This window comes from Roseateles sp. P5_B10, assembly GCF_056400485.1.
This window is the reverse complement of record NZ_JBFULE010000566.1, coordinates 1-3,511: the sequence shown is the minus strand read 5'-3', so window position 1 is coordinate 3,511 and position 3,511 is coordinate 1. Positions and strand designations below refer to the sequence as shown.

The window sequence follows — 3,511 nt, the reverse complement described above, 5'->3', positions numbered from 1 at the left end:
CCCCAAAGCAACAAGGCGGGGCACAAAGCCCCGCCTGTCTCGATCTTCAGAACGCGCGGCACGAGCCTGGTCTGCACGCTGGTTTGCACGCTGGGCTGCACGTTATAGCCTGTGTCGAGTCTGGAATAAAAAACACAACGGCATCAAGCATATACGCTGAAATGCTCAAGGGGTACCTGATGTGTCGCTTCGTTCCAATATCGACGCCCGGGTGAACCCTAGGTCAAACCGTAAAAGACCGTAAGCAAATCATGCCTTGCGCCACGCGGGGCGCAAGGCATGTTCGGTCTATCAACGCTCGAGCAGGATGCGCAGCATGCGGCGCAGCGGCTCGGCGGCGCCCCACAGCAGCTGGTCACCAATGGTGAAGGCACCCAGGTACTCGGGGCCCATGGCCAGCTTGCGCAGGCGGCCGACGGGGATGGTCATCGTGCCAGTGACGGCCACGGGCGTCAGGTCGCGGATGGTGGCTTCGCGCGTGTTCGGCACGACCTTCACCCAGGCGTTGTCGGCGGCGATCATGGCCTCGATGTCGGCCAGGGGCACGTCCTTCTTCAGCTTGAAGGTCAGGGCCTGGCTGTGGCAGCGCATGGCGCCGACGCGGACGCAGAAGCCGTCGACGGGAATGGCGCCCGAGCCGAGGATCTTGTTGGTCTCGGCCATGCCCTTCCACTCTTCCTTGGACATGCCGTTGCCGAGGTCCTTGTCGATCCAGGGGATCAGCGAGCCGCCCAGCGGCACGCCAAAGTTGGCCACCTCGTGGGGCGACAGCGTGCGCTGCTTCTCGGCCAACAGGCGGTCGATGTCGAGGATGGCGCTCTTGGGGTCGTCCAGCAGCGGCTTGACCGAAGCGTTCAGCGTGCCGTACTGGGTCAGCAGTTCGCGCATGTGCTGGGCACCGCCGCCGGAAGCGGCCTGGTAGGTCTGGGTGGACATCCACTCAACGAGGCCAGCCTTGTACAGCGCGCCCACGCCCATCAGCATGCAGCTGACGGTGCAGTTGCCGCCGATCCAGTTCTTGCCGCCGTTGCTCAGCGCCTGGTCGATGACCGGGCGGTTGACAGGGTCCAGGATGATGACGGCGTCATCGGCCATGCGCAGGGTCGAGGCGGCGTCGATCCAGTGGCCGGCCCAACCTGCGGCACGCAGCTTGGGGTAGACCTCGGTCGTGTAGTCGCCGCCCTGGGCGGTGATGATGATGTCGCAGCGCTTGAGCTGTTCGATGTCGAAGGCGTTCTGCAGCGACTTCTCGTTCTTGGCCTGGGCCGGGGCAGCGCCGCCGGCGTTGGACGTCGAGAAGAACAGCGGCTCGATCAGGTCGAAATCGCGTTCAGTGGTCATGCGCTCCATGAGCACCGAGCCCACCATGCCGCGCCAGCCTACGAGGCCTACCAAGGTCGTCATCATCATTCCTTTGCTTCACCAAACCCCATCCACTTTGGGCCCCGGCTCGTTCGCCGGGTTTGGTGGGGCGAGACGAGACGGAGCTTTAGCTCTTGATGGTTTTCGTGGTCGTAATGGCTTTGACGACTGCGTCGCCCATCTCGATGGTTGTGACCTTCGAGGTGCCTTCGGACCAGATGTCGGCAGTGCGCAAGCCCTGGGCCAGCACCGACTGCACGGCCTGCTCGATACGAGCGGCAGCGTCGGCTTGGTTGAGGGAGAACTTGAGCATCATGGCAGCGGACAGGATTGTAGCCAGAGGATTGGCGATGCCCTTGCCTGCGATGTCCGGCGCGCTGCCGTGGCTGGGTTCGTAGAGGCCCTTGTTGTTGGCGTCCAACGAGGCCGACGGCAGCATGCCGATGGACCCGGTCAGCATCGCGGCTTCATCGGACAGGATGTCGCCGAACATGTTGCCGGTCACGACGACGTCGAACTTCTTCGGCGCCTTGACGAGCTGCATGGCTGCGTTGTCCACGTACATGTGGTCCAGCTCGACGTCGGGGTACTGGGCGTGGACTTCGATGACGATGTCCTTCCAGAACTGCGAGGTCTCCAGCACATTGGCCTTGTCGACGCTGGTCAGGCGCTTGCCGCGCTTGCGGGCGGCCTGGAAGGCAACGTGGGCGATGCGCTCGATCTCGGGGCGCGAATAGCGCATCGTGTCGAAGGCTTCGTCGGCGCCGGGGAAGTGGCCGTCCACGGCCGTGCGGCGGCCGCGCGGCTGGCCGAAGTAGATGTCGCCGGTCAGTTCGCGAATCAGCAGGATGTCGAGGCCCGCCACCAGCTCAGGCTTCAGCGACGAGGCGTGCGTGAGCTGCTCGTAGCAGATGGCCGGTCGAAAGTTTGCAAACAGGCCGAGAGCCTTGCGCAACCCGAGGATGGCCTGCTCGGGGCGCAGCGAGCGCTCCAGCTTGTCGTATTTCCAGTCGCCGACCGCACCGAACAGCACGGCGTCGGCTTCCTGGGCCAGCTTCAGCGTGGCGGGCGGCAGCGGATGGCCGCTGGTCTCGTAGGCCCTGCCGCCGACGTCGGCCCAGTCGAGCTGCAAAGGCAGGTCCAGCGCCTTCAGCACCTTGACGGCCTCGGCCATGATTTCTGGGCCGATGCCGTCGCCCGGCAGTACTGCAATCTTCTTCATCTCAAATCACTCGGTTGTTCAGCCAGGGTTTGCTGGCGATGCGCGCGGCTTCAAACGCGCGGATCTTGTCGGTGTGCTGCAGCGTCAGGCCGATTTCATCCAGGCCGCCGATCAGGCACTCCTTACGGAAGGGCTCGATGTCGAACGGGAGCTCGGCACCGTCGGGCTTGACCACCACCTGGCGCGGCAGGTCGACGACCAGCTGGTAGCCGGGGAAGGCATAGACCTCGTCGAACAGGCGCGCGATGGCGCTTTCCGGCAGGACGATGGGCAGCASGCCGTTCTTGAAGCAGTTGTTGAAGAAGATGTCGGCGAAGCTCGGCGCCAGGATGGCGCGGAAGCCGTACTGCTGCAACGCCCAGGGCGCGTGCTCGCGGCTGGAACCACAGCCGAAGTTGCTGCGCGCGACCAGCACGCTGGCGCCGGCATAGCGCGGCAGGTTCAGCACGAAGTCGGGGTTGGGCTTGCGGCTGGCCGGGTCCTGACCGGGCTCGCCATGGTCCAGGTAGCGCCACTCGTCGAACAGGTTGGGGCCGAAGCCGCTGCGCTTGATCGACTTCAGGAACTGCTTGGGGATGATCGCGTCGGTATCGACGTTGTCGCGGTCCATGGGCGCGACGAGGCCCTTGTGGATGGTGAACTTGTCCATGGTCAGCTCAGCGTGCGAACGTCAACGAAATGGCCGGTCATCGCCGCTGCGGCAGCCATCGCCGGGCTGACCAGATGGGTACGGCCGCCGGCGCCCTGACGGCCTTCGAAGTTGCGGTTGCTGGTGGACGCGCAGCGCTCGCCCGGCTCCAGGCGGTCGGCGTTCATGGCCAGGCACATGGAGCAGCCCGGCTCTCGCCACTCGAAGCCGGCGGCCTTGAAGACCTGGTCCAGGCCTTCGGCTTCGGCTTGCGCCTTGACGAGGCCGGAACCCGGCAC

4 protein-coding genes are annotated in these 3,511 nt (G+C 65.0%); all 4 read right to left on the bottom strand.

What is annotated here, in order from left to right; all coding sequences use genetic code 11:
- Window positions 1-291 precede the first annotated feature (291 nt).
- The gene (gene asd / locus AC1DU6_RS23900) at window positions 292-1,404 is read right to left on the bottom strand and encodes an aspartate-semialdehyde dehydrogenase (RefSeq protein WP_477860109.1); all 1,113 of its coding nucleotides are present in this window, start codon (window positions 1,402-1,404) and stop codon (window positions 292-294) included.
- Window positions 1,405-1,489: 85 nt separating this feature from the next.
- The gene (leuB, locus tag AC1DU6_RS23895; protein WP_477860107.1) at window positions 1,490-2,584 is read right to left on the bottom strand and encodes a 3-isopropylmalate dehydrogenase; all 1,095 of its coding nucleotides are present in this window, start codon (window positions 2,582-2,584) and stop codon (window positions 1,490-1,492) included.
- Window position 2,585: 1 nt separating this feature from the next.
- Entirely contained in the window at window positions 2,586-3,233 is a 648-nt protein-coding gene (leuD, locus tag AC1DU6_RS23890; protein WP_477860105.1) for a 3-isopropylmalate dehydratase small subunit, read from the bottom strand.
- A gap of 2 nt (window positions 3,234-3,235) precedes the next feature.
- Window positions 3,236-3,511, bottom strand: a 276-nt coding sequence (locus AC1DU6_RS23885; RefSeq protein WP_477860104.1) for an aconitase family protein, incomplete at its 5' end; no start/stop codon positions are given.

Bases quoted from the DNA above. Each gene is read 5' to 3' on its own strand.
- leuB (WP_477860107.1), bottom strand. From the start codon at position 2,584: ATGAAGAAGATTGCAGTACTGCCGGGCGACGGCATCGGCCCAGAAATC.
- asd (WP_477860109.1), bottom strand. From the start codon at position 1,404: ATGACGACCTTGGTAGGCCTCGTAGGCTGGCGCGGCATGGTGGGCTCG.